Annotated in this window: 17 protein-coding genes; 5 read left to right on the forward strand and 12 right to left on the reverse strand. The window is 71.6% G+C overall.

Going from position 1 to position 23,748, the window contains the following annotated elements; genetic code table 11:
- Position 1: 1 nt before the first annotated feature.
- The 11 genes from ACZ434_RS01580 to ACZ434_RS01630 form a co-directional block, all read right to left on the reverse strand.
- The gene (locus tag ACZ434_RS01580; protein WP_468450625.1) at positions 2–2,623 is read right to left on the reverse strand and encodes a serine/threonine-protein kinase; all 2,622 of its coding nucleotides are present in this window, start codon (positions 2,621–2,623) and stop codon (positions 2–4) included.
- Positions 2,624–2,675: 52 nt separating this feature from the next.
- Positions 2,676–4,022 carry a coiled-coil domain-containing protein gene (locus ACZ434_RS01585; RefSeq protein ID WP_468450627.1) on the reverse strand — a complete coding sequence of 449 codons (1,347 nt, stop codon included), beginning with the start codon at positions 4,020–4,022 and terminating at the stop codon, positions 2,676–2,678.
- 94 nt (positions 4,023–4,116) lie between these two features.
- The gene (locus ACZ434_RS01590) at positions 4,117–5,160 is read right to left on the reverse strand and encodes a glutamate ABC transporter substrate-binding protein (RefSeq protein WP_468450629.1); all 1,044 of its coding nucleotides are present in this window, start codon (positions 5,158–5,160) and stop codon (positions 4,117–4,119) included.
- Between the two features lie 35 nt (positions 5,161–5,195).
- Positions 5,196–6,620 carry a hypothetical protein gene (locus tag ACZ434_RS01595; RefSeq protein ID WP_468450631.1) on the reverse strand — a complete coding sequence of 475 codons (1,425 nt, stop codon included), beginning with the start codon at positions 6,618–6,620 and terminating at the stop codon, positions 5,196–5,198.
- 614 nt (positions 6,621–7,234) lie between these two features.
- Entirely contained in the window at positions 7,235–8,206 is a 972-nt protein-coding gene (locus ACZ434_RS01600; RefSeq protein WP_468450633.1) for an N-acetylglucosamine kinase, read from the reverse strand.
- Positions 8,197–9,465: a 6-phospho-beta-glucosidase gene (locus tag ACZ434_RS01605; RefSeq protein ID WP_468451765.1), complete on the reverse strand. Its 1,269-nt coding sequence runs from the start codon at positions 9,463–9,465 to the stop codon at positions 8,197–8,199. The genes ACZ434_RS01600 and ACZ434_RS01605 overlap by 10 nt, the downstream gene beginning before the upstream one ends.
- Positions 9,466–9,467: 2 nt before the next feature.
- On the reverse strand, positions 9,468–10,361 hold the full coding sequence (locus ACZ434_RS01610) for a carbohydrate ABC transporter permease (RefSeq protein ID WP_468450635.1): 894 nt from the start codon (positions 10,359–10,361) through the stop codon (positions 9,468–9,470).
- The gene (locus ACZ434_RS01615; protein ID WP_468450638.1) at positions 10,358–11,302 is read right to left on the reverse strand and encodes a carbohydrate ABC transporter permease; all 945 of its coding nucleotides are present in this window, start codon (positions 11,300–11,302) and stop codon (positions 10,358–10,360) included. The genes ACZ434_RS01610 and ACZ434_RS01615 overlap by 4 nt, the downstream gene beginning before the upstream one ends.
- 6 nt (positions 11,303–11,308) lie before the next feature.
- Entirely contained in the window at positions 11,309–12,646 is a 1,338-nt protein-coding gene (locus tag ACZ434_RS01620) for an ABC transporter substrate-binding protein (RefSeq protein ID WP_468450640.1), read from the reverse strand.
- Between the two features lie 51 nt (positions 12,647–12,697).
- Positions 12,698–13,915 (reverse strand): ROK family transcriptional regulator, encoded by a 1,218-nt coding sequence (locus tag ACZ434_RS01625; protein WP_468450641.1) that lies wholly within the window; start codon positions 13,913–13,915, stop codon positions 12,698–12,700.
- A gap of 213 nt (positions 13,916–14,128) precedes the next feature.
- Positions 14,129–15,211: a mechanosensitive ion channel family protein gene (locus ACZ434_RS01630; RefSeq protein ID WP_468450643.1), complete on the reverse strand. Its 1,083-nt coding sequence runs from the start codon at positions 15,209–15,211 to the stop codon at positions 14,129–14,131.
- 314 nt (positions 15,212–15,525) lie between these two features.
- Here ACZ434_RS01630 and ACZ434_RS01635 point away from each other — a divergent pair, with 314 nt between their 5' ends.
- Complete coding sequence (locus tag ACZ434_RS01635; protein WP_468450645.1) at positions 15,526–16,080, forward strand: HNH endonuclease; 555 nt, start codon at positions 15,526–15,528, stop codon at positions 16,078–16,080.
- Between the two features lie 15 nt (positions 16,081–16,095).
- Here the strand turns inward: ACZ434_RS01635 and ACZ434_RS01640 are convergent, their stop codons facing one another.
- Positions 16,096–17,088 (reverse strand): LysR family transcriptional regulator, encoded by a 993-nt coding sequence (locus ACZ434_RS01640; protein ID WP_468450647.1) that lies wholly within the window; start codon positions 17,086–17,088, stop codon positions 16,096–16,098.
- Between the two features lie 456 nt (positions 17,089–17,544).
- Here ACZ434_RS01640 and ACZ434_RS01645 point away from each other — a divergent pair, with 456 nt between their 5' ends.
- From ACZ434_RS01645 to ACZ434_RS01660, 4 genes are all read left to right on the forward strand, one after another.
- Complete coding sequence (locus ACZ434_RS01645) at positions 17,545–18,081, forward strand: ATP-binding protein (protein ID WP_468450649.1); 537 nt, start codon at positions 17,545–17,547, stop codon at positions 18,079–18,081.
- A gap of 108 nt (positions 18,082–18,189) precedes the next feature.
- Entirely contained in the window at positions 18,190–19,641 is a 1,452-nt protein-coding gene (locus ACZ434_RS01650; RefSeq protein WP_468450651.1) for an aminopeptidase P family protein, read from the forward strand.
- 115 nt (positions 19,642–19,756) lie between these two features.
- Positions 19,757–20,512 carry a GntR family transcriptional regulator gene (locus ACZ434_RS01655; RefSeq protein ID WP_468450653.1) on the forward strand — a complete coding sequence of 252 codons (756 nt, stop codon included), beginning with the start codon at positions 19,757–19,759 and terminating at the stop codon, positions 20,510–20,512.
- Between the two features lie 600 nt (positions 20,513–21,112).
- Entirely contained in the window at positions 21,113–23,707 is a 2,595-nt protein-coding gene (locus ACZ434_RS01660; RefSeq protein WP_468450655.1) for a collagenase, read from the forward strand.
- The last annotated feature ends 41 nt before the right edge of the window (positions 23,708–23,748 follow it).

Raw genomic sequence — 23,748 nt, forward strand, 5'->3', positions numbered from 1 at the left:
ACTACACCCACGTCCGGGGGCGGTAACGATTGGCACGTTCCACCAGGTCGATCCTCTCCTCGCCGCTGCGCGCCAGCCGGGCCAGCGTGCGGTACGAACGCTCCAGGCCGAAGCGCAGGCCCCGTTCGTCCAGGCCGCTGCCGAGCAGCGTCCGTCCCCCGGCGGCGGGAGGGGCGGAACCCTGGCCCCCGGAGAGTACCCAGTCCAGCCCGCAGCCGAGGACCTCGGCCGACAGCGACTCGCGCCGCGCCGGATCCAGACCGTACGCCTCCAGGGCCTCGACCTGCCCCGCGGCGGCGGCCAGATCGTCCAGGAACGTCAGATCGCCGGGCGTGGCCGCGCGTCCCCGCAGCCGTGCCCGCACCGCCGCCACCCGGGCGGCCGTGTAGTGGATCGAGGACTCCGGCACCGACTCCAGCGTCCGTACGGCGCCGTGCCGGTCCCCGGCCGCCAGGCGCACCCGGGCCAGCCCGAACGCGGCACTCACATAGCTCGGGTCGGTCGCCCACACCAGGCGGTAGTACTCGGCCGCGTTGTCCAACTGGCCCAGCACCTCCGCGCACAGGCCGAGCGCCAGCTTGGGCGCGATCTCACCCGGGAAGGCGTCGTAGATCGCGTCGAAGGCGAGCGCGGCGCCCTCGTGGTCGCCGGTGACGAGCGCGGCCACGCCCCGGTACCAGACCACCCGCCAGTCGTCCGGATCCTGCTCCTCCAGCGCGCGCAGCGCCTCCAGGGCGGTGGCCCGCTCACCGGTCTCCAGCCGGGCCCGGATCTCGCGCAGCCGGGTCTCGGCGGACGGGGCGGGCGCCGCGGCCAGCGCGTTGATCAGCTCGCCCGGCGCGGACGTCAGCAGGCCTGCCAGGAAACCGGCGTTGGGGTCGGCCGGATCGACGTGCGGCACCGGGAGCGCGAGGGCCGCGGGGGCGCAGTCGACGGGTCTGACGAGGGCCGACGGGGGAGCGGTGGGAGCGGCGGGAGAGGCGGGAGCGGCCGGGGCGCCGCCCGCAGGGGGGAGCGCGGGCCGTCCGCGGCGGGGACGGGGCGTCCGGCTGCCCAGGCGGGACACCTCCCCGTTCAGGGCCGGGAACAACTCCGTGTCCGTCACCCTCAGTTCCGGGCCGAACAGCGTGGACAGCGCCGGGCGGGCGCGGCCCGACTGGAGCGAGACCACCTCGCGCAGCACACCCGTCAGCTGCTCCGTCATCTCCTGCGCGGAGGCGAACCTGCGCGCCGGATCCGGATCGGTGGCGCGCACCAGCAGCCGGTAGAACGACTCGTACTGCCGGAACACCTCGATGCTGTCCGGGTCCGGCAGCGAGTCCACGAACACGTTCGTGTACCCCTGGAAGTCGAACGTGAGGACCGCGAGCGTACGCGCCACCGTGTACAGGTCGGACGCCACCGACGGGCCCGCCTCGGCGACCTCCGGCGCCTGGTAGCCGACCGTGCCGTAGATGGCCGACTCGTCGTCGTCCATCCGGCGCACCGCGCCCATGTCGATCAGCTTCAGCTGGTCCTCGGTCTGGATCGCGTTGTCGACCTTGAAGTCGCAGTACAGCAGGTTCCGGCTGTGCAGATGACCGAGCGCCTCCAGCGCCTCGATGCCGTACGCGCACGCCTGCTCCACCGGCAGCGGGTCACGTCTGCCCTCCGGTGTGCGGCGGGCGTTGGCGATCTCCTTCAGCGACTTGCCGCCCAGGTACTCCATGACGATGTAGCCGTCGAGGGAGCCCGTACGCTGGTCCAGGTGCTCCACGAAGTTGTAGATCCGCACGATGTTGGCGTGCTCGATCTCCGCGAGGAAGCGCCGCTCGGAGATGGCCGCCGCCATCGCGTCCTGGTCGCCGGTGTCCAGCAGGCCCTTGAGGACCACCCAGCGGTCCGACACCGCCCGGTCCACGGCGAGGTAGATCCAGCCCAGTCCGCCGTGCGCCAGACACCCGACCACCTCGTACTGGCCGTGCACCACGTCCCCGGAACGCAGCTTCGGCACGAACGAGTACGGGTGACCGCACTTGGTGCAGAACCCCTCCGTACGCCCCGGCCGGCCGCTGCGGGCCCGGCCCACCGGCGCACCGCAGTCCGAACGCGAACAGAACCGCTTCCGCTCGGGCACCTCCGGATCGTCCAGCACCATCGTGCGCGGATCGGGGCGCGGGATCGGCGGCACCTGGACCAGCCCGGCACCGAGCCGGCCCCGGCCGGAGGAGCCCGTGCCCGCGCCGGAACTGCGCACCGACACCGAGCGGCCCGAGGCCCGGCCCGAGAGCGAACGCGAGAGCCGCCCGGAGACCGAGCGACGGGACTTCGACGACTGCGACGACGTGCGTGAACTGCGGCTGCTGCCCGAGCTGTTGCCGGCGGAGCTCTTGCTGCCCGACGAGCCGCGCGAGCCGCGTGAGCCGCGTGAGCCGTGCGAGTCGCGGCCGCCCGCCGTGATGCCGGTCGGGGGCGAGCCGACCATGCCCGTCGGCGACACCACCGGGGCGAGGCCGCACGTGTCGCAGTACAGCTCGCCGCCGCCGACGTCCTCGTAGGTGCCGTCGCAGTCGGGGCGCTGACAGGCGCGTGGGGCGGGGTCCGTTCCGGCCGCCCCGGGCCCCTGGTTCTCCGGCTCGCTCATGACGCTGCCTCCCCCTGCTCGCTCATGTGCCCCGGCCCCCTCCGGTGCTCGCTCATGCGCCCGGCCCCCTCCGGTCGTCGGGCCCGCCCTGGCCCGGCACCCGGGGGGTGCCGCCGATGCCGCCGAGCAGTTCCGCGGCCGTCTGCTGGTAGCGCAGCACCGCCTGCTCGGCGGCGCGCAGATCGCAGGGCGCGCTCCACAGCATGCGGCGCGCCTTCTCGTACCGCTCCACCAGCAGGGAGTCCTCCGCGAGACCGTGCCGGGCCACCTTCGCCCGGTACGCGTCCAGCCGGCCGCGCAGCTCCGCACGGACCGCCAGCGGTGCCGTCACCGCCGTCAACGACTCACGGGCGCGCAGCAGTTCGTCCTCCGCCTTCTGCTCCAGCGACTCCAGCAGCGGGGACAGACGGTGCCACTGGGCGTGCCGGCGGTACTCGGCCGCCGTCGACAACTGCTCCTGCAGTATCGTCGGCGGCCCGCTGACCACCGGCACCTCCGTCGCCGCGATCTTCGCCAGCACCTCGCCCCGCGCGGTGCGCGCCTCGGCGAGCGTACGGTCGGCGCGGGACAGCACGTCACGCAGCCGCACGATTCTCTTCTCGGCGTCCTGGCGCACCGTCAACACCGCGTCGATCTCCCGGCGTACGTCCTCCAGCGCCCGTGCCTCGCGGTCGTAGACCGTGGTGTCGGGTCTGCCGCCGCCCGGTGCCGAACTGCCCTCCGCCGGCTTCCAGAACGCCAGCGGATCGGACACCACCCGCTCGCGCAGCCTCGTCAGCGTGCGGGTGATCCGCTCCAGGTCGTCGCCCGCCGGATGCTCCCCCGGGCGCACCCCGACCGAGTGCGCGAGCCTGCTCGTGCGCTGCAGCTCGGCCGCCAGCAGATCGATCCGGGCGGGCAGCGCCGACCACACCGCGTCCGCGGCCACCACCATGTCCAGCGAGGCCGCGTACAGCTCGTTCATCCGGTCGACGAGGGTCACCAGCGAGTAGCGCTCGCTGAGCCTGCCGGGGAGGCCGCCGTGCGGGGTGGGCGCGTGCGCCGTCGCCGACGCGCCGCCGGCCACCGTCACCGACTCGCCGCGCAGCAGCTCCGTCAGCTCCACCAGGTCCTCCCGGCTGGACCAGCGGCGGCGGGAGCGGATGTCCCGCGCGGTGCGCAACGCGCCCGTGTACGCGTCGAAGTAGGTCCACAGCAGCGTGATCGACGCCTCCGTGGCCGCCCAGCGTTCGGCGGTCACGCCGGTGAGCTCCGCGCCCTCCAGGAGTCTTCGGCCCGCGTGGTCCTGCAGGGCGAGGAGCGAGGTCTCGATCGCCTCGTGCTCCGCGCCCAGCCGCGCCAGCGCACGGTCCACCTCGTCCCGGTCCAGTACCGGCCCGGTGGGATCCGTGTCGGCCATCGATCACCTTTCGCTGCGGGGGTGTTGAGTGTTGGGTGTTGGGTGGTTTGTGGTTTGTGGTTTGTCGGTTGTGGTCCGGGGGTGGGGCGGGTGGTCAGCTTGTGCGCAGGTACTGGGGGGCCGGGGGCTTCGAGGCGGTGGGGTCCTGGCCCAGTGTGGCCGAGAGCCAGTCCGCGTACGAGGACTCCCAGCCGCCGGCGGTGTCCTCACGGAAGTCCACGAGGATCTGGTTGACCCGGCGGACCAAATCGTCCGCGTCCTTCTTCATCGCCACGCCGTAGTACTCGGTCGTGAAGGCGCCGCCCTTGAGTTCCACCGTCGGATCCTGCGCGGCCTGGCTGGCCGCGAGCGCGCCGTCCGTGACCACCGCGTCCACCTCACCGAGCTGCAGCCGCACCAGGCAGTCCAGCTGGTTGGGGACCGTCGTGCGGATGTCGGCCGACTCCGGGAGCCGGCCCGCCTCCTTGTCCGCCTCCAGCGTCGAGTACGCCGTGGAGCCCGCCGCCGTGCATATCTCCTGGCCCGCCAGGGACTTGTCGTACCCCGTGATCGGCGAGGACTTCGGCGCCAGCACCTGCTGGCCCGTCTTGAAGTACGGCGCGGAGAACGCCACGTCCTGGATGCGCGCGCAGTTGATCGTCATCGTGCGGACGACCATGTCGACCCGGCCGGCCTGGATCGCCGGGATACGCTGGTCGGTGGGGATCGCCTTGAACTGGACCGCGTTCCGGTCACCGAGTATCTCCTCGGCGATGCGGTGCACCAAGTCGATGTCGAAACCCTCGAGTTTGCCGCTCACGCCGCTGTTGGGGTCCCGATAGCCCCAGCGGTAGCTGTTCTGGTCCACCCCGACGATCAGCTTGCGCTTCTCCCCCTGCCGGCTCTTGATCGCCTCGATCGTGGGACCGTCGGCGCCTGCGGGGGGCAAGGTCTGCTTCTCCGGAGCCGTGCACTCCTCGTCCGCCTCCGCCCGTTCGGCGTGCGAGACGGACTCGCCGGTGGTCTTCGCCGGGCCGCGCCCCTGCGATCCGGTGCAGGTCAGGACGAGGGCGAAGACCAGTGCCAGGGCGCATGCCGTCGCCATCGCGCCCACTCCGCCCCAGCCCCTCAGGCGGGCCCGCAGACGTGCTGCGGTCATCCTTGTCGCCTCCTTCGGGTCCGGCATGCGCGTCCTCATCGGTACTCCGACAGCCTGCGGCCGATGCCCAGCACCGCGCCGGCCGCGCCCAGCACCGCGAGGACCGCCGCGCCGAGCGGCAGGCCCGTCAGCGCGTCCCTGCCGTCGCCGGCCGCCTGCCTGAACTCCGTCTCCTCGTGCGCCAGCGCCGTGGCCAGGTTCTCGTCGACGCCGTCGAAGCACTCGCCCGTCGCGCCCTCGGCGCCGATCACCATGTCCAGCGCCTGCTGGTAGTTGCCGTTCTCGTCCTGCTCCCGCGCGGCCGCGTGACGCTTCTTCCACTCGGTCATGTTGCTCACCGCCGACGTGACCGGCTTCGTGCCGCTGTCGTCGTCCGCGAGCCGCTCGGCGCGGGCCAGTCCCTTCGCCAAGGTGTCCATGTCGCGGCCGAAGTCGTAGTCGTACGCGTCGAACGTCTCCTCGCCGACCTTCGTCGTCTCCGCGCCGCGCGCCACCAGGGTGAGGTTCTCGTTGCCCCTCGCCTTCAGCGAGGCGATGCGGGCGTCGTGCAGGACGTTGAGCGAGCGGACGCCGTGGTCGTAGGAGTCGTCGAGGTTCGAGCGGGCGAGGGTGTGGCCGGCCGTCAGCCACAGCAGGACGACGGCGGCCGTCGCCGTCGCCGCCACCAGGCCGTGGTTGAGTACGCGGTTGGTGCGCAGGTAGCTGCGGCGCTGGGCCCAGGCGAGCGCGGCGAGAGCGATGACGCCGAGGGCGATCGCGGGCCAGGGGTAGGGGGTCGCGTCCGCGTAGTCCGAGCGCAGGCGCCGGTTCTCCGAGGTGTAGAGCTCCTCCGCCGCCGGGAGCATCTCCTTCTGCATCTTCTCGTTCGCGTACCGCAGGTAGGCGCCGCCCACGGGGTAGCCCTGGCGGTTGTAGGTGCGGGCGCGCTCCACCAGGCCCTTGTACTCGGGGAGCAGGCGGTTGAGCTCGGCGATCGTCTCCGCCGAGGACGAACCGGGAGCCGAGTTGGCCGCGGCGTTGACGAGTTTGGCGGCGGCGGTGCGGATGTCGTTCTCGTAGCGGTCCCTCGACGCGGCGGTCTCCTGACCGCCCGCCAGGAAGCCGCTGGACGCGGCGGTGTTCGCGTCCGCGAGGGAGCGGTAGATGTCGGCGGCGTCCGAGGTGAGAGGCTGGCTGCGGGTGAGGACGTCGTCCGCGGCGGCGGCACGGTCGGTCATCTGCCAGGCCGTCACCGCGCCGAACGCGAGGACGAGGGCGGCCAGGAGCGCGCCGATGATGCGGAGCCGGCCGGGTTCGGTGGTGGCTGCCTTGCGGAGGCGGTCCACGCCCTCGGCGAAGGCGGTACGGCGTGGCTCCGGGGGTGGTGGTGCGGTGGTCGCGGGGGTGCGCTGCGGTGGGACCGCCGGCAGCGTGGGCACGGCCTTGCCCGGTGGTGCCGTGCTGTGCGGTGTGTGTGTCACCTGACCTCCCCCATGGTCATCCCTCCGCGGCAAGTATCGCCGCCGGGACTGACATATGCACCGGCCTTGGCACGATCTTGATCCGATTGCGGCCCGATTGCCGGAAATTCCGTGCTGGCGGGCCGATCCCTGCCCAGGAACACGCCCGGGAATTCTGTTCGGTTCCGGGGGTGTGTGCGGGTGCGGGTGGGTGGTCGTATGCCTGCGGCGCCGCTGTCCCTTCGGTGGGGGTGCGCGTAGCGCCTGCGGTGGGTGGGTGGGTCGGTGCCGGGTCGGGGGTGGCCGTCCTCGGACTGGCGCGGAATAGGCCGGCTGGATGGGGTTCGGGGCGCGGACGCGCCAGTCGCTGCGGGCGGCCACCCCCGCCCCGTCCCCTTCCCGCCGTACGCGCCTGCGGGCAGCCCGCCGCTCTCCGCGGGCAGTCGTGCCGCAGGGCGGCACGGGTGGGCGCGACGGCACCCCGCTCGCGCCGGGCTGCGCGGACACCCCCCGGCCCACACCCACGCCGGGCACCGTGCAAGTACCGGGTTGCGCAACCCGCGCCAACGCCGGGGCACCGTGCAAGTGCCGGGTTGCACAACCCGCCCCCGGCCCACCCGGGCGATCCCGAACAGTTAACCCTCGTAATGCGAGCGCAGGCGTTCGTGTGCCGGCGCCGGTGCTGCCAAAGCGTCCAGGCCCAACAGCCCCGCCCCCAGCACAGGACTCACCGCGACCACCCGAGGCACCGCCTTCGGCGCCCGCTCCGCGAGCAACGCGTGGATGCGGTCGTTCAGCAGGGCGTGCCCCGCCGCCAGCACCCCCCCACCCAGCACCACCGGTGTCTCCTCGTCCAGCAGGGACAGCCGCGTCAGCGCGACCACCGCCATCGTCACGATCTCCTCCGCCTGCCGGCCGACGATCGCCCGCGCGACCCCGTCACCTGCCGCCGCCGTGGCGAACAGGACCGGGGTCAACTCGTGCCGCCGGGCGGGCGGTACGTGTTCCAGGTGCAGCGCCTCGATCAGTTCGGGCATGCCGGACAGCCCGAAGTGCGCCGGCAGCGTGACGGTCAGCGTCGTCGGCTGCCCGCGCCCGTCCCACGCCCGGGCGGCATGCCACAGCGCCTCCTCCGCCAGCGCCCAACCCCCGCCCCAGTCCCCGGAGATGCGCCCGATCGCCGAGAAGCGCGCCGTGCGTCCGTCGGGGCGCATGCCCACGCAGTTGATGCCCGCGCCGCAGACGACGGCCACCCCCCGCGGCTCGTCCACTCCCGCGCGCAGGATCGCGAACGTGTCGTTGCGCACCTCGACGGTCCCGCCCCAGCCGCACGCGGTCAGTGCCGCCGCCAGCTGTTCCTCCTCCACCGGGAGGTCGGCGTTGGCCAGGCAGGCCGAGACGTGGGCGACGGTGGGTGTTCCGGCGGTGGTCAGGGCCTGCGCGACGGTCGTCCTGAGCGTGCTCATCGCCGTGTCCAGGCCCACCGCCGGCGGGCGGAAGCCCTCCCCTCGGGCCGCCGCCAGCACCGTTCCGTCGTGCGCGACCACCGCCACGTCCGTCTTGCTGTTGCCCGCGTCGATGGCGAGGACGCCTGCGGTCAGGCCCACGTGAGGTGCTCCCGGTTGTGTGCGACGAGGTCGTCGGTGAGGCGTTCGGCGTACTCGTACTGGCCGATGAGGGGATGGGCGAGCAGGGCGCGGAAGACCCGGTCCCGGGTGCCGTGCAGGGCCGCCTCCAGTGCCAGGTCCTCGTAGGCCGTGACGCCTGCCATGAGGCCCGCGAAGAGGGGGTCGACGGGGGGTACGGGGAGGGGTGCCGCGCCCTTGGGGCCCACCGCCGCCTGGACCTCGATGACCGCGTCGTCGGGGAGGAAGGGGAGCGTGCCGTGGTTGTACGTGTTGACCACCTGGTAGGGGGATCCGGCGCCCCGGAGCAGGGACGCCGCCAGGTCCACCGCCGCCTCGGAGTAGTAGGCGCCGCCGCGCTGGGACAGCAGGGCCGGCTTCTCGTCGAGGGCCGGGTCGGCGTACAGGGTCAGGAGGCGGCGTTCCATGTCGGCCACCTCGGCGGCCCGGGAGGGCTTGGTGCGCTGTTCCCGTACGACCTCGTCGTGCGCGTAGAAGTAGCGCAGGTAGTAGGACGGGATGACGCCCAGGCGGTCCAGGAGGGGGCGGGGGAGGCGGAGGTCGGCGGCGATCGTCTCCCCGTGGGCGGAGAGGAGGTGGGGGAGGACGTCCTCGCCCTCCGGGCCGCCGCCCCGGCGTACCGCCGTCTCCCAGGTGAGGTGGTTGAGCCCCACGTGGTCCAGGTGGACGTCGGCCGGGTCGGTGTCCAGCAGCGCCGCGAACTTGCGTTGGAGGCCGATGGCCACGTTGCACAGGCCCAGTGCCTTGTGGCCCGCCTGGAGCAGGGCCCGGGTGACGATGCCGACCGGGTTGGTGAAGTCGATGATCCAGGCGTCGGGGCTGGCCCGGCGGACGCGGTCGGCGATGTCCAGCACCACCGGCACCGTGCGCAGGGCCTTGGCGAGACCGCCGGCGCCGGTGGTCTCCTGGCCGACGCAGCCGCAGTCCAGGGGCCAGGTCTCGTCCTGTTGGCGGGCCGCCTGGCCGCCCACCCGCAGCTGGAGCAGGACCGCGTCCGCGCCGGCCACCGCCGCGTCGAGGTCGGTGGTGGTGGTGATGGTGCCGGGGTGGCCCTGGCGGGCGAAGATGCGGCGGGACAACGCGCCGATCAGGTCGAGGCGTTCGGTCGCCGGGTCGGTGAGGACCAGTTCGGTGAGGGGCAGGGTGTCCCTCAACCGGGCGAAGCCGTCGATGAGTTCGGGGGTGTAGGTCGAACCTCCGCCGACCACGGTGAGTTTCATAGTCATCCCTTTACTCCGGTGAGGGTGACGCCCTCGACGAACGCCTTCTGGGCGAAGAAGAACACGAGGATCACGGGTGCCATGACGAGCACCGTCGCCGCCATGGTCAGGTTCCAGTCGGTGTGGTGGGCGCCCTTGAAGGACTCCAGGCCGTAGGAGAGGGTCCATGCGCCCGGGTTCTCCGAAGCGTAGATCTGCGGGCCGAAGTAGTCGTTCCAGGCGTAGAAGAACTGGAAGAGGGCGACGGCCGCTATGCCGGGTCTGGCCATGGGGAGTACGACCCTGAGGAGGGTGCGGAGTTCGCCGCAGCCGTCGACGCGGGCCGCGTCCAGGTACTCGTCGGGGATGGTGAGGAGGAACTGGCGCAGCAGGAAGATGGAGAAGGCGTCGCCGAACGCCATCGGGATGATGAGGGGCCAGAGGGTGCCGGAGAGGTCCAGCTGCTTCGCCCAGAACAGGTACATCGGGATGATGACGACCTGCGGGGGCAGCATCATCATCGAGATCACCAGCATCACCGAGACGTTCCGGCCCCGGAAGCGGAACTTGGCGAGCGCGTAGGCGACGGGCAGTGAGGACACCACCGTGAGGACGGTGCCGAGTCCCGCGTACAGCAGAGTGTTGCGCCACCAGGTGAGGAAGCCGGGGGTGTCCCACACCCTGCGGTAGTTGTCCCACACCCAGGTGTCCGGGACCAGGTCGCGGGTGAGTGCCTGCTGGTCGCTCATGAGCGAGGTGAGCAGCACGAAGAGGAACGGCAGGGTGAAGAACAGCGCGGCCGCCACACCGAGGGCGTGGACGCCGATCCATTCCAGTACCGCCCTGCGGCGGGCCGTACGGTGTGCCGGTGGCGGTGCCGTCCGGGACGGTACGGGCTTGTCCAGAAGCCGGGTCATCGGTCACCTGCCTGGATCAGCCCGCCGCGACGGCGCATCAGCAGGGCTGTGAAGGCCATCGAGAGGGCGAACAGGACCAGGGCCACCACGCAGGCCGCGCCGTAGTCGAAGCGCTGGAAGCCGAGGTTGTAGACGAGTTGGGGGAGGGTGAGGGTCGACTTGTCCGGGTAGCCCGGTTCGAACTGCTGGCCGGAGCCGCCGATGACTCCTGAGGCGACCTTTCCGGCCACCAGGGGCTGGGTGTAGTACTGCATCGTCTGGATCACGCCCGTGACCACGGCGAACAGCACGATGGGGGAGATGTTGGGGAGGGTGACGAAGCGGAAGCGCTGCCAGGGGGACGCCCCGTCCAGTGCGGCCGCCTCGTACTGCTCCTTCGGCACGTCCAGCAGGGCCGCCATGAAGATGACCATCAGGTCGCCGACGCCCCAGAGGGCGAGCGCCGTCAGGGCCGGCTTGGACCAGGTGGCGTCGGTGAACCAGCCGGGGGCCGGCAGGCCCAGTCCCTCCAGTACGGAGTTGACCGGGCCCGTGCCGGGGTTGAGGAGGAAGACGAAGGCCAGGGTCGCGGCCACCGGTGGGGCCAGGTAGGGGAGGTAGAAGAGGGTGCGGAAGGCGCCCGTGGCCGTTCTGATCCTGGTGATGAGGAGGCCGACGCCGAGGCCGAACACGACCCGGCAGGTCACCATCACCAGGACCAGCCAGAGGGTGTTGCGCAGGGCCGGCCAGAACATCGGGTAGTCCTGGAAGACGTACGTCCAGTTGCCGGGTCCCCGGAACTCCGGGACGCCGAAACCGTCGTACTTCATGAAGGAGAAGTACACGGTGGAGATCAGCGGGTAGGCGAAGAAGACGCCGAAGCCGATGAGCCACGGGGAGAGGAAGGCGAGCGTCCGGAGCGCCGAGGCGCGGTGCTTCGTACGGAGCGTGGCCGTGGACATGGACCGCTACTTCGCCTGCTCGATGTCCCGGTCGATCTGCTCGGCGGTCTTCTCCAGGCCCGCCTTCAGGTCCTTCGCCTTCCCCGACTCGTACTGGTAGCCGAAGTCCTGGAGCGTCAGCTGGTACGTCGAGCCGTTGACGGAGGCCGGCGGGGTGTTGGACCCGGGGTGCTGGGCGATGTCCAGGAACGTCTTGAAGGCCGGGTCCGTCTTCAGGTCGGGTGACTTCAGGGCCGCGAAGGTGGAGGGCACGTTGCGGATGCCGTTGGCGAAGGAGACGACGGCCTCGGTGTCGGTCGTCATGTACTTCACCAGTTCCCACGCGGCGTTCTGCTTCTCGCTCTGCGGGGCGATGCCCATGATCGTGCCGGAGAGGAAGCCCTTGCCGTACTCGTCGGCCTCGTCGTCGGCGACCGGCAGGGGCGCGGTGCCGATCTCGAAGTCCACGCCGGCGTCCTTCGCCATGCCCAGGCGCCACTCGCCGTCGAGCTGCATGGCCACCTGACCGGTGTGGAAGGGGTGCTTGGCGCCCCACTCGTCGCCGAAGGTGTTGCGGTACTTCTCCAGCTTGGCGAAGCCGCCGAGGTCGTCGACGAGCTTCTTCTGGTACGTGAACATCTCGGCGAACGCGGGGTCCTTGGCGATGTTCGACTTGCCGTCGGCGTCGAAGTAGGCGTGGTCCCACTGGGACATGTAGTGGCCGACGACCGTCTCGTAGCCGTGGTAGTTCGGCATGAAGCCGAGCTGGTCGTAGGTGTCGCCCTTCGGCTTGGTGAGCTTCTTGGCCGTCTCGGCGAACTCCGTCCAGGTCTTGGGGGGTTGTGTGATGCCCGCCGCCTCGAAGGCGTCCTTGTTGTAGTAGAGGCCGTAGGCGTCGCCGAGCAGGGGGAGGGCGCAGCGGGTGCCCTCGAACTGGGTGTAGTCCAGCATCGGTTTCGGGATCATCGCCTCCAGGTCGAGCTTCGACTTCTCGATGAAGGGCTTCAGGTCGAGGAAGGCGCCCGAGGAGCAGAACTTGCCGATGTTGGACGTGGTGAAGGAGGAGACCACGTCGGGGCCCTTCGAACCGCCCGCGCGCAGGGCCTGGTTGAGCTTGTCGTCGTTGATGTTGCCGACGACCTCGACCTTGATGTTGGGGTGGGCCTTCTCGAAGCGGTCCACGTTCTCCTGGACCGCCTTCACCTCGGCCGGCGCGCTCCAGCCGTGCCAGAAGGTGATGGTCGTCCGGGCGTTCGGGTCGTCCGTGGCACCGGATCCGGACTGGCCGGTGCAGGCCGTGGTGAGCAGGGCGAGGGAGGCGGTGGTGGCCAGCGCGAGCGTCGCTTTTCTGGATATTCCGGGCATGACGGTGCTCCCTGGGGCAAGGGGGTGGGAGGGGAAGGGGGAACGGAAGGGTCAGCGGGAGGTGTCGAAGACCTCGTCGCGGGTGGTCGCCAGCGCGCTCTCCAGCGCGCCGCGCAGCACCGGGTGTTCACGGACGTCGCCCACGACGAGCCGGGGGCGGGGGGCGGCCAGTTCTTCCAGTTCGGCCTGGATCAGGGCGCGCAGCACCTCGCCGCCGGAGGTGAGGCCGGTGCCGCTGAGGACGACGAGTTCGGGGTCGAGGACGGAGACGAGGGAGGCCAGACCGGTGGCCAGCCGGGTGGCGTAGGTCTTCAGGAGGCGGTGGTGGGGGCCGTCGTCGGCCGGGGACGCCGCCGCGCGTGCGAGGAGGGCGGCCGCCTGTTCGGTGTACGGGACCTGCGGGATGTCCTCGATGCCCAGCTCCCGGGCGAGTCCCGGGACGGCCTGGGAGCCGGCCAGTTCCTGGAAGCCGCCGCTGTTGGCCCGGGTGACCTGGCGGACCAGGGGGGTGCCCGGCACCGGGAGGAAGCCGACCTCGCCCGCGCCGCCGGTCCAGCCCCGGTGCAGCCGCCCGCCGAGCACCAGGGCGGCGCCCAGACCCTCCTGGTTCCACAGCAGCACGAAGTCGGTGTGGTCGCGGGCCGCGCCGAGCCGCTGCTCGGCCAGGGCGACCAGGTTGACGTCGTTCTCGTACTCGAACGGCATCGGCAGCGCGGCGGCCAGTTCGTCGAGCAGGGCCGGGGAGTGCCAGCCGGGGAGGTGGGAGGCGTAGCGCAGCCGGCCGGTGTTCGGGTCGAAGGCGCCCGGTGTCCCTATGACCAGGCGGTGGATGTCGGAGCGGGACAGTCCCGCCGCCTTCACCGCGCCGTCCAGGGCGTCGGTGACCTGCTGGACGACGGGGACCGCGGGGCGGCGGCCGGGGGTGGGCAGTTCGTACCGGCCGACCGTGCGGCCGGTGATGTCGGCGACGGCGGCGCGGATCCGTTCGGGAGTGACGTCGAGCCCGGCCGCGTGCGCGGCGGCCGGGTTGACCTCGTACAGCTGGGCGTTGGGGCCGGGGCGGCCCTCGGTGGTGCCGGTGGCGAGGACCAGTCCGGCCGCTTCCAGACGGGCCAGGAGCTGGGAGGCGGTCGGCTTGGACAGGCCGGTGAGCTTGCCGATCCGGGTGCGGGACAGCGGGCCGTGCGCCAGCAGGAGGTCCAGGGCGGTGCGGTCGTTCATGGCGCGCAGCACACGCGGGGTGCCCGGCGTACCGGCGGTTCCTGCCATGACGTGCGACACCTGCCCTTCTTCGGCTGCCCAGCTTCTCAGCGGCCGGCGGGAGACGTCCATCCGGGCCGCCTCGCCGATCACTGTTAGGAAAGTTTCCTGTCGGACGCTGGGAACGTAAGCCCGGTGCGGAGGGGGCGTCAAGGGGAGGCACGGAAAAGGGCGGCACCCGGGGAGTTCCGGGTACCGCCCTGGGGGGCCGGTGAGGAGGGCCTACTTCGTGATGGTCGGCGGGGGCAGCGGGGACGCGGCGATCGACTGCGGGGAGACCGTGCTCGCGTAGGCGGACGGGGCCGCCATACCGGCCGTCGGATCGGCGGCCGGCGCGTCCTCCAGGGCCGTGGCACCGCCGACGATACGGATCCCCGTCGCGTCGAAGGCGCGCTTGATCCGCCAGCGCAGCTCCCGCTCCACGGTCAGGGACTTGCCCGGCATGGTCTTCGCCGAGACCCGGACCACCATCGAGTCCAGCAGCACCGAGTCCAGGCCGAGCACCTCGATCGGGCTCCACAGGAGCTCGTTCCAGGGCTCCTCCTTGCCCATCTTCTCGGCGACCTCGCTCAGCGTGGCCTTCACCCGGTCCAGGTCCTCGTCGGACCGGACCGAGACGTCCACACCCGCGGTCGCCCAGCCCTGGGACAGGTTGCCTATGCGCTTGACCTCGCCGTTGCGGACGTACCAGATCTCCCCGTTCTCACCGCGCAGCTTCGTCACCCGCAGCCCGACCTCGATCACCTCACCGGACGCCACGCCCGCGTCGACCGTGTCGCCGACGCCGTACTGGTCCTCCAGGATCATGAAGACGCCGGAGAGGAAGTCCGTCACCAGGTTGCGCGCGCCGAAGCCGATCGCCACGCCCGCGACACCCGCCGAGGCCAGCAGCGGGGCGAGGTTGATCTGGAAGGTGCCGAGGACCATCAGCGCCGCCGTGCCCAGGATCACGAAGGACGCCACCGACCGCAGCACCGAGCCGATCGCCTGCGAGCGCTGCCGGCGCCGCTCGGCGTTGACCAGCAGACCGCCGAGCGCCGTGCCGTCCACCGCCTGGCCGGTGCGGGACATACGGTCCACCAGCTTGGTGATCGCCCGCCGCACCACCACTCTCAGTACGACCGCGATCACCACGATCAGCAGGACCCTGAGCCCGATCGCCAGCCACGTCGACCAGTTCTCCTCGACCCAGCCGGCGGCGTTGGTGGCGCTCTCCTGGGCGTCCTGGAGCGTGGGAACCCTCGGTGTCCCGGACTCCGAGGGCGTCGGCGACGGATCGGCCGACAGGACGGCGGACAAGGACACGGCAGGTACCTCCAGGTGCACGATCTGCCCCCGGTGCGGCGGTCAAGTCCGGCAAGGTCACGATCGGATCACCGCACGGGCGGAACCACCACACTAACGGGGCATTGTGCGGGGATCGGGCCGATGTGTGAAGAAGAGACCGTGCTCACCCGTGCTTGAACAGGCCGTGAAACCGGGGATGCATCGGAGTGTGGTCGAAAACACTCCCAGCCCGTTACCGGGACATGGTGGCGCTCGCGCCAGGCATGAGGAGAAACTGACTACGGATCGTCCCGGCGCGAGCCACGCGCCGCCGGCGTACAAGGAGGCCGTCCGTGCCGCATGTCCTGGTCCTCAACGCGTCGTACGAGCCGCTCGGCGTCGTACCGCTCCGCCGCGCGCTCGTGCTCGTCCTCGAGAACAAGGCAGTCTGCCTCGAGGAGACCGGCGCCTATCTGCACAGCGCGACCGTCACAGTCCCCGCACCCAGCGTGGTCCGGCTCAAGCGTTTCGTACGGGTTCCCTACCGGGGGCCCGTTCCGCTCACCCGCCGGGCGCTGTTCGCCCGCGACGGGGGCCGGTGCATGTACTGCGGTGGCGTCGCAACCAGCGTCGACCACGTCATCCCGCGCAGCCGAGGGGGCAAGCACGTCTGGGACAACGTCGTGGCCTCCTGTCGCCGCTGCAACCACGTGAAGGCCGACCGCCACCTGATCGAGCTGGGCTGGCGCCTGCGCCACAAACCCGCCCCGCCCACCGGTCTGGCCTGGCGCATCATCGGCACCGGCCACCGCGACCCGCGCTGGCTGCCGTACCTCCAGCCGTACGGCGCGGACGACGCGATGGCCCGGATCGACGGCATGGCCCGCGCCGACGGCATCTCCGCGTGACGCCGCCCCGCTCGGTCAGCCCGGCCCCGGCCGTGCGGTGGTGCGTCCCTCCGCCGGACGCCCGGTCGTGTAGGAGCGTGTCAGCCATTTCTGCAGGTGGGGAGCCTGGGCGAGCAGGTTCCGGTAGACGCGGACGGCATGGTGGTGCAGAGCCTCGGCCACGGGCGCGTCCACCCCGTCGGGACGCCAGACGAGCAGGTGCCGCTGCCACAGCGGGTCTCCGGCCAGCGGCCTGACCAGTACCCCGTCGATGGGACGCACGGTGGGCTGGACCACAGCCACTCCCAGCCCCTTGGCGATCATCGACTGCAACTGGTCCAGTACGTGGAACTCGTGCGTACCGGCAGGTGTGAAGCCCGCGCTCCGGCAGGCGTCGTAGAAGGCGCCGGGCCACCCCACGCCGTCGTCGGAGGCGACGAACCAGGTGTCCTCGGACAGTTCCTCCAGCGGTACCTCCAGGCGGTGCGCCAGCGGATGACCGGCGTGCAGCGCCACGAAGATCGGGACGGTGTTGATGACCCGGTGCGCCAGGGACGAGGCGTACGTCACCGGCAGCCCGGGGTAGGCGACACCGAGCGCCGCGTCGAGTTCACCGGCTTCGAGCAGCCGGAGCAGGTCACCGGTGGCGTACACGCTGCAGACGGAGACCGGGAGATCCGGGAGGGCGTCGCGGAGGCTGTCCAGCAGCGCCGGCACCACCGGCGTGTTGGTCACGCCGAGCCGGAGCGTACCGGCCGCCGGGGCCGGGCAGCCCGCGGGCCGCCGGCCGAGCGCGTCGGCCCGGACCAGGATGTCGCGGGCCCGGCTCACCACCTCCGCGCCGTACGCGGTCAGCTCCACACCCGTGCTGCTGCGCACGAACAGCCCCTCACCGAGCAGTCGCTCGATGCGGCGGAGCTGTGTGCTCATCGCCGGCTGGGTGAACCCGAGCGCGGACGCCGCGCGGCCGACGCTCCCGGAATCCGCGATCGCGCACAGCACACGCAGATGACGCAGCTCCAGTTCCATCGGTACACCTCGCTGTGTGACGGGAACGAGGCCCATTATGCGCGGGGTCCCGGCGGTCGCGACCCCCGGCGATCCGGGGCCGCGGAGGCACGGTGATCCGCGGCCTCGGAGGCACGGTGATCCGCGGCCTCGGAGGCACGGTGATCCGCGGCCTCGGAGGCACGGTGATCCGCGGCCTCGGAGGCACGGCGATCCACGCCGCGGAGGCACGGCCCGGCCGCCGTTCCGCGCCCGGCGGCCGGTGTTATGCCCGCCCCGCTCCTTCTCCTATGCCCGCGACCGTTGTTCCGGCGGACCCGTCGTGGAAGTCTCCACTCCGCGTCCGGCACCGCCGCGGAACGCCGGGACCGCGTCCCGTGGTCCACCGCTTCCCGGTGGTCCCCTGCCCGCCACCAGGGGCCCCCGCCCGCCGCCTCAGGGGCAGGGCGCGGCGTCTCACCACCCAGGAGCGACACCATGCCCCACGCCCAGGCCCGCTTCGTGGTCGAAGCCACCCCCGCCGCGGTCCACCGCGCCCGCCGCCGCATCGCCGCGACGGTACGGTCCTGGGCCGGGCCGTACGACGACGACCTGCCCTTCCGTGTGGGACTGGTGGCGTCGGAACTGCTCACCAACGGTCTCCGGCACGCGACCGGTCCCCTGACCGTCGAGGTGTCCCTGGAGGGCGCGTTCACCGTGCTCCAGGTCCACGACGCCAGCCCGGTCCTGCCGAAACCCCGTGTGGCCCGGGCCGACGAGGAGCGCGGACGCGGCCTTGTCCTCGTCGACTCCCTCTGTCTGTTACGGGGCGCCGAACGCACCGCCCACGGCAAGCGCTGCTGGGCGGTCCTCGCCGTGGCGGCCGCGTCCGGACCGGCGGCCGGGGAGACGCCGGACAGCGCCGGCGACGACGGCGGCGGCCCGTCGGGTTCCGGCGGCTGGGCCCTGACCCCCGCCGGGGAAGCGTTGCTGTCGAGCCTGTCGCCGGCGGCGTCCCGCCCCGGAACCCGCTGACGGGCCCGGGAACGCGCGCCGGCCGCACGGGGCGGGCGCGACGCAGAAGGTACGTGCACCACAGGTACGTACACGACCGTTCGAACCCGACACATGGAGGAACTCCCGATGACGGAGCAGGACAGCCCGAGCGGTACGGGCACGCGTACCGGCCGTCGCGCGGTACCGGTCACGGAAAGGGGCCCCTTCCACGGAGGATGGGCGGACACCAACCGCAGGCTGCCGCTCCTGTCGGGAGCGGCGTACGCGTCCAAGCGGCGCTCGGTGCTGTCGGAGCGCTTCCCCGGCGAACGCGTCGTCGTCCCGTCGGGCGGCCTGAAGGTCAGGAGCAACGACTTCGACTACACCTTCCGGCCGCACTCCGCGTTCGTCCACCTCACCGCCGAACTCGGCACGCAGGCGGTCCCCGACAGCGTCCTCGTCCTCGAACCCACCGGAACCGGGCACGTGGTGACCCTGTTCACGCGGCCCCGCTCCCCGCGGGACGGCGGACCGAACGGCACGGAGTTCCACAGCGACCGGCGGTACGGCGAGTTCTGGACCGGGCGTCGCCGGACCCTCGCCGAGACGTCGGCCGCACTCGGCATCGAGGCCGCCGCACGCGAGGACCTGGAGCGGGCCCTCGGCGGAAACGTGCCGACCCGTGTCCTGCGGGGCGTGGACGCGCACGTCGACGCCCTGATCGCGCCGGACGTCCGGGCCGACGCCGAACTCGGCGCGTTCCTCTCGGAGTTGCGGCTGGTCAAGGACGAGTGGGAGATCGGGCAGCTGCGGGCGGCCGTGGACTGGACGGTCGCCGGATTCCACGACGTCGTCGGTGAACTGCGCCAGGCCACCGCCCTCGCCCGAGGGGAACGGTGGATCGAGGGCACCTTCAACCGGCGTGCCCGGCTGGGGGGTTACGGGCTGGGCTTCGAGACCATCGCGGCAGCCGGGCCGCATGCCTGCGTCCTGCACTGGACGCGCAACAACGGCCCGGTGCGGGACGGGGACCTGCTCCTGCTGGACGCGGGTGTCGAGGCGGACTCCTTCTACACCGGTGACGTCACCCGGACCCTGCCGGTCAGCGGCCGCTTCAGCAAACCCCAGCGACGCGTCCACGACCTGGTGTTCGCCGCCCAGACGGCGGGCATCGCGGCGCTGCGGCCGGGCGCCCGGTACGGCGACTTCCACGAGGCCGCGATGCGGGTCATCGCCGAAGGGCTCGACGCATGGGGCCTGCGGCCGTACGGCAGTACGGCGGCGACGCCCGTGGCCGACCTGTACCACCGGTACACCCTCTGCGGTTCGGGCCACATGCTGGGTCTGGACTGCCACGACTGCGGCAGTGCCCGCAGGGAGACCTACATGGACGGGGTGCTCGAGGCCGGTCACGTCCTCACCGTCGAGCCGGGCCTGTACTTCCAGCCCGACGATCTGACGGTGCCCGGCGAACTGCGCGGCATCGGCGTGCGGATCGAGGACGACTTCGTCATCACGGACGACGGCGCGGAATGCCTGTCGTCCGGCCTGCCGCGCGGCGCCGACGAGATCGAGACCTGGATGGCCTCCCTGCGCTGACCGCAGCCCCGGCCGCGACCCGGCCAAGCCCCCCTTGCGTCCGGCTGACGCCCGAAACCGTCACAGCAACGTGACATTGTATAGTGACGGGATTGGGCTGGACGGAGGAGCGATCATGGGGTACCTCAAACCGCAGGTGATCTCCGTCCAGGCGCACCTGCGCGACCAGGTCGCCACCGCGCTGCGGGCCGCGCTCATCGTGGGCGAACTGCGCCCGGGCGCCGTCTACTCGGCCCCCACCCTGGCCGCGGAACTCGGCGTTTCGGCGACTCCGGTGCGCGAGGCCATGCTGGACCTGGCCCGGGAGGGCCTGGTCGAGGCGGTGCGCAACAAGGGCTTCCGCGTCACGGAGATGACCGAACAGGACCTCGACGAGTTCACCGAGATCCGGACGCTGATCGAGGTGCCCACCGTGGGGCGCGTGGCCGCGACGGCGGACACCGGGCAACTGGAGCGTCTGCGCCCCATGGCGGAGGCGATCGTCACGGCGGCCCGCGAGCACGATGTCCTCCAGTACCTGGAGGCCGATCACCGCTTCCATCTCGAACTGCTCGCGCTCGCCGGGAACCGGCACCTCGTGGAGGTCGTGGGTGACCTGCGCAAGCGGTCACGTCTGTTCGGGCTGAGCAGCCTGAACGAGACGGGGCGCCTGGTGGCCTCCGCCGAGGAACACGTCGAGCTTCTCGAACTGATGCTGGCCGGCCGGGTCCAGGAGGCGGAGGAGTGCATGCGCCGCCATCTCGCCCACGTACGCACCCTGTGGGCGGACGGCCAGGCGGTCGGCCAGTCGGACGGCCGATCGGGCGGCCGGACGGCCGCCGAAGGCCGGGACCGCGAGCCGGCCGGCCGAACCGCCGGGCGCTCCGCCTGATCCCGCGTCCCGGATCCCGGGATTCCCGGACGCGCCGTGCCGGCGCACGGCCGTGCGCGTCGGCCGCGCTCCCCGCGCAGGGGTACGCCCCGCGGGTGAAGCGGACGGCGAGGCGCGCTTCCTCCGTCGTCCGGCGGGAACCCGCCCCCGCGCCGCGCACCGTCCTCGTCGCCGGAACGCCCTCGTCCGGGGCGTGATCCGGACATCCGGGGTGAGTCGTTCCGGTCCTTCCCGGTCCGTCGCGGGCCTTCCGCACGGTCCCGAGCCGGCATCCGCGGACGCCGGGTCTGTCAACCCCCGCGGGACGGCCTGAAGCGGACGTGATTCTTCCATTCGCCGTCTCACGGGGATGACCTGGGACTTCCTCAACTCCCGTGCCGCTGCCGGGACTTCGTACGCCGACCGGCAACCTCGGATTTCGTTGAATGTCTTCCTTGAGACATGTGACCTGTGCAATGGTACACCTCACAAAGCGTGGCCATGTCAATCAGGACATGCGTCGTGTTTCCGCCATACCGGAACACGGCCCTCCCCGAGCCACGGCCTTTCCATCCCCTCACAGGCCGCGCCCCGCGTGGCCTGAACCCTCATGGAGGCGTAGTGAGAAAGTCACTGGTCCGGCGAAGTCTGGGCGCGGCGCTGCCGCTCGCCCTGACCGTCGCCATGAGCGCGGGCCTGTTGGCGCAGCCCGCGGGCGCACTGCCCGGCAGCGGGAGCACGGCAGCCGTACCGGCCGCGGCCGGAGACGAGAAGCACTCGGGCCCCCCGCCCGCGGGGCGGACCGGCACCGGGAGCGAGCACGTCCACGAGGGGCGCGCGAAGGTCTCCGAACTCCCGCCGCTGGCAGCGGACAAGGACGCACTCAAGGAGACGTACGGGGAGCACGGCAAACCCCCGGTTCCCGCGAAGTCGATCGACTCGGCGGCCAAGGGCAAGGCCGCGAGGAACACGGCCGCCGAGGCCGCCGCGTGCAACACCTCCGACTTCACCGGCCGTTCCGGCAGCGCCCTGGTGCAGCAGATCAAGGCGTCCACGACCGACTGCGTCAACACCCTGTTCAGCCTGACCGGAAGCGACGCCCGCTCCGCCTTCCGTGAAGCGCAGATGACCACGGTCGCCTACGCCCTGCGCGACGGTTCGGCGTCCTATCCCGGGAACGGCAGCACCGGGATGCCGCAGCTCGTCCTCTATCTGCGCGCCGGCTACTACGTCCAGTACTACAACCCCGACACGGTGGGCTCGTACGGCAGCGGCCTGGAGACCGCCATCCGTGCCGGGCTCGACGCCTTCTTCGCCGGCCCGCGCTCCCGCGACGTCGGCGACGCCAACGGTGAGACCCTCGCCGAGGCCGTCACCCTCATCGACAGCGCCGAGCAGAACGCCCGCTACATCCACGTCCTCAAGCGGCTCCTGGCGGACTACGACTCCTCCTGGAACTCCTCCCGGTGGATGCTCACCGCGGTCAACAACGTCTACACCGTCACCTTCCGCGGTCATCAGGTGCCCGCGTTCGTGTCGGCCGTCCAGTCGGACCGCAGTCTGCTCGACGCCCTGTACGGCTTCGCGTCCCGTCACATGGCGCTGCTGGGCACGGACCAGTCGTACCTCACGTCCAACGCCGGCCGTGAACTCGGCCGCTTCCTGCAGCACTCCGCTCTGCGGAGCTCGGTCCGTCCGCTGGCCGCCGGTCTGCTGAACGCGAGCTCGATCACCGGCACCACCGCCCCGCTCTGGATCGGCGTGGCCGAGATGACCGACTACTACGACAAGTCCAACTGCTCGTACTACGACACCTGCGACCTGCAGTCGCGGCTGGCCGCGGCGGTGCTGCCGGTGACCCACCGCTGCAGCCCCGGCATCACCGTCAGGGCCCAGCGGATGACCTCGGCCCAACTGGCGTCCGCCTGCACCAGCATGCTCGATCAGGACGCCTACTTCCACGACGTCGTCAGGGACAGCGGCCCGGTCCGGGGTGACAACAACTCCACGATCGAGGTCGTGGTGTTCGATTCCAGCACCGACTACCAGACGTACGCCGGTGCCCTGTACGGGATCGACACCAACAACGGCGGCATGTACCTGGAGGGCGACCCCTCCGCCGCCGGCAACCAGCCCCGGTTCATCGCCTACGAGGCGGAGTGGCTGCGCCCGGACTTCCAGATCTGGAACCTCAACCACGAGTACACCCACTACCTCGACGGCCGCTACAACCTGTACGGCGACTTCACCGCCAACATCGCCACCCCGACCATCTGGTGGATCGAGGGCTTCGCCGAGTACGTCTCCTACTCCTACCGCGGTGTCCCCTACACGGCGGCGATGACCGAGGCCGGCAACCGTACGTACGCGCTGAGCACGCTGTTCGACACCACGTACAGTCACGACACCACCCGCGTCTACCGCTGGGGCTACCTCGCCGTGCGGTACATGCTGGAGAAGCACCCGTCCGACATGAACACGGTGCTCGGCCACTACCGTGCCGGCGACTGGAACGCCGCCCGGACCCACCTGACCACCACCATCGGCACCCGTTACGACAGCGACTGGTACGCCTGGCTGGCGGGCTGCGCGGCCGGCGACTGCGGCGGGGGCACCAACCCGCCCGGCAACCAGGCCCCCACCGCCGCCTTCTCCACCACGGTGCAGGACCTGAAGGTGACCTTCACGGACCGCTCGACGGACTCCGACGGCACCATCGCCTCCCGGTCCTGGGACTTCGGCGACGGCACCACCTCCACCGCCATCAACCCCGGCAAGACGTACAGCGCCGCCGGCACGTACACGGTGCGGCTGACCGTCACCGACGACGACGGGGCGAGCGCCACCGTCACCAGGCCGGTCACCGTCAGCAGCGGTGGCTCCGGCGCCGAATGCACGGGCACCGACACCAGGGAGCTGGGCCAGGGCTGCCGGCGCGGCAACCAGTCCGCCACCACGGGGAACTACAGCTACCTCTACCTCTACGTGCCCGCCGGCACCACCCAGTTGAGGATCACCACCTCCGGCGGCACCGGCGACGCGGACCTGTACTACAGCGGCAGTGGCTGGGCCACCACCGGCAACCACACCCGGCGGGCCACGGGTTCGGGCAACAGCCACACCCTGACCGTCAACAACCCGCCGGCCGGCGCGAACTACATCAGCCTGCACGCCGCGAGCGGCTTCAGCGGGGTCACGGTGAGCACCGACTACTGACGAGCGGGGACCGCGAGCACCACAGAGCAAGAGCAGCCCGG

Source organism: Streptomyces sp. NPDC030893, assembly GCF_055571535.1.

Coding starts and splice junctions, on each gene's coding strand:
- ACZ434_RS01580 (WP_468450625.1), bottom strand. CDS start 2,623: ATGAGCGAGCCGGAGAACCAGGGGCCCGGGGCGGCCGGAACGGACCCC.
- ACZ434_RS01585 (WP_468450627.1), bottom strand. CDS start 4,022: ATGGCCGACACGGATCCCACCGGGCCGGTACTGGACCGGGACGAGGTG.
- ACZ434_RS01590 (WP_468450629.1), bottom strand. CDS start 5,160: ATGACCGCAGCACGTCTGCGGGCCCGCCTGAGGGGCTGGGGCGGAGTG.
- ACZ434_RS01605 (WP_468451765.1), bottom strand. CDS start 9,465: ATGAAACTCACCGTGGTCGGCGGAGGTTCGACCTACACCCCCGAACTC.
- ACZ434_RS01610 (WP_468450635.1), bottom strand. CDS start 10,361: ATGACCCGGCTTCTGGACAAGCCCGTACCGTCCCGGACGGCACCGCCA.
- ACZ434_RS01615 (WP_468450638.1), bottom strand. CDS start 11,302: ATGTCCACGGCCACGCTCCGTACGAAGCACCGCGCCTCGGCGCTCCGG.
- ACZ434_RS01620 (WP_468450640.1), bottom strand. CDS start 12,646: ATGCCCGGAATATCCAGAAAAGCGACGCTCGCGCTGGCCACCACCGCC.
- ACZ434_RS01625 (WP_468450641.1), bottom strand. CDS start 13,915: ATGGCAGGAACCGCCGGTACGCCGGGCACCCCGCGTGTGCTGCGCGCC.
- ACZ434_RS01640 (WP_468450647.1), bottom strand. CDS start 17,088: ATGGAACTGGAGCTGCGTCATCTGCGTGTGCTGTGCGCGATCGCGGAT.
- ACZ434_RS01645 (WP_468450649.1), top strand. CDS start 17,545: ATGCCCCACGCCCAGGCCCGCTTCGTGGTCGAAGCCACCCCCGCCGCG.
- ACZ434_RS01650 (WP_468450651.1), top strand. CDS start 18,190: ATGACGGAGCAGGACAGCCCGAGCGGTACGGGCACGCGTACCGGCCGT.
- ACZ434_RS01655 (WP_468450653.1), top strand. CDS start 19,757: ATGGGGTACCTCAAACCGCAGGTGATCTCCGTCCAGGCGCACCTGCGC.